The sequence below is a fragment of the Paenibacillus qinlingensis genome (assembly GCF_013204845.1).
In the GTDB taxonomy this organism is placed as follows: domain Bacteria; phylum Bacillota; class Bacilli; order Paenibacillales; family NBRC-103111; genus Paenibacillus_E; species Paenibacillus_E qinlingensis.
Genome location: NZ_JABMKY010000048.1, coordinates 1 through 1,769, shown reverse-complemented (window position 1 = coordinate 1,769; position 1,769 = coordinate 1). Strand labels below are relative to the sequence as shown.

Here is a 1,769-nt window from a genome sequence, read left to right as displayed (position 1 = left end):
TCAACTCCCTCGGTATGATTTAATTTCCTCACGCAAGCTCGTCTATTCGCAGGATTTCATCCTTTAGATTTCAATGTTGATTGAAAGAAAGCAAGATATATTTGGTTGTGTCGTTAAAAAGGCATGCGGGAACAGAGGTGAAGCTGAATCACCCAATTCATTCCAAATGCTGCACGTATTCTCCATGATGCCCTTAGCGATTTTCACTCCCATGTCTCAACGGGTCAAATGCCCTATCATTCCTTCGTCACATCTATCTAAGGGGTAGAGGTCGGTCTTTCTAACGGAACGGGTCGGAGCCCTTTTGTTGAACGTATCCCGATACTCCGTGCTTTCTTTGTCATCCTGCGAATACGCCAACTTGCGTGAAAAAAGGTTTGTTTTAAGCTGCTAATGCAAAGATTTTATCGGGGTTATAGACTTCTTCACTACGAGCCATTCCAACTAAGAGTCGAGCAAGCTTTCCGCATAACTTCATGATAGACTTCATCTTTTTAAGCTTTTTTACCTGAACATTGTAGTGGTGTATGGCTTTAAATTCTTGATTACTCATGACCATGCACATTGTAATTAAATAGAGAAAGTGACGCAGGCGAGGACGGCCTCGTTTACTGAGCTTCAGTTGTCCCTTCCATTTACCCGAGCTTGCTTCGGTCACATTGAGGCCTGCGTGACGGAGTAGAGAATTCCCGTGGGCATAACCTCTAAGATCCCCAGACTCTCCTAAAACACCAGCTAGAGCAATTGGACTTATTCCAGTAATGGCAAGGATTTTGCCTGAATAGGGGATACGTTCAACAACGTCTTTGGCTTCTTTTTCTATCCTCTGCAGTTGTTTAGTAGCTAAGTCATGCTCCTCAAGTAGCTGCTCTAGATGGAGTTTGTAGGCATGTGTTGCTTGCTTAGATCCAACCGTTTTCTTGGCAAGATCGATGAGTAGATGAGCTCTACGCACACCAGAATGCCGCTTCATTGATTTCTGCCATCCTTTAATGACATCGTCAGGACTTAGTTTACATAGCTCAGCCGGGAGCGGAAAAAGCCGAAGGGTTAACAATGCACCCTTGCAGGTTAAGATTTTAAAGACTTGTCTCAGTTCAGGAAAGACGATGTCGACCCAGCGGTGGATCTGGTTAACGGCACTTACGAGTCGTTTAACGACCGTTTCTCGGTTAGCCATGAGCACTCGCAGCTCCTCGTATTCGGAAGAATGGAAGCGGACAGGGGAGTAGTAGCCGTTTTTCACCATGTCGGCAATAACTAATGCATCTTTTTTGTCGCTTTTAGAGCGTGTATTGTCGCGGTTTTCTTTATTCTTTTTAACTAAGTGAGGATTAACAAGTACGGCTTCAATGGTTTTGTTTTTGAGCCATCCGGCAAGGCTTAGCCAGTAATGGCCAGTGGGTTCCATACCAACGATAACTTGAGATAATTTAAAAGAAGCTAACAAGTCGCGAATCCAACGGTCGAGTGACTTGAAACCATCCTCGTCATTACTAAACACTAAAGGATTACCGAGAGCGACACCTCGAAAGTTAACCGCTCTGGCAACATGGGTCTCCTGAGCAATATCTACACCAACCACAATATGATTAAAGGTAATGTTTTCAATGAGTTGATTTTGCTTATCTTGTGATTTAAACTTCATAGTAGAGCGTCCTCCTGGATGATGGAATTAAAGGGCTTTTGACCCGTAGCGTACTTCCATCGTACAGAGGCGCTCCTTTTTTTACAAAGCTGAAATTTATCCATCTACAGGAATCTAACGG

At 43.8% G+C, this 1,769-nt stretch carries 1 protein-coding gene; it reads right to left on the bottom strand.

The window, feature by feature from the left end:
- Positions 1 to 382: 382 nt before the first annotated feature.
- The gene (locus HQN88_RS37170; protein ID WP_173121627.1) at positions 383 to 1,648 is read right to left on the bottom strand and encodes an IS110 family RNA-guided transposase; all 1,266 of its coding nucleotides are present in this window, start codon (positions 1,646 to 1,648) and stop codon (positions 383 to 385) included.
- Positions 1,649 to 1,769 lie beyond the last annotated feature (121 nt).

Coding starts and splice junctions, on each gene's coding strand:
- HQN88_RS37170 (WP_173121627.1), bottom strand. CDS start 1,648: ATGAAGTTTAAATCACAAGATAAGCAAAATCAACTCATTGAAAACATT.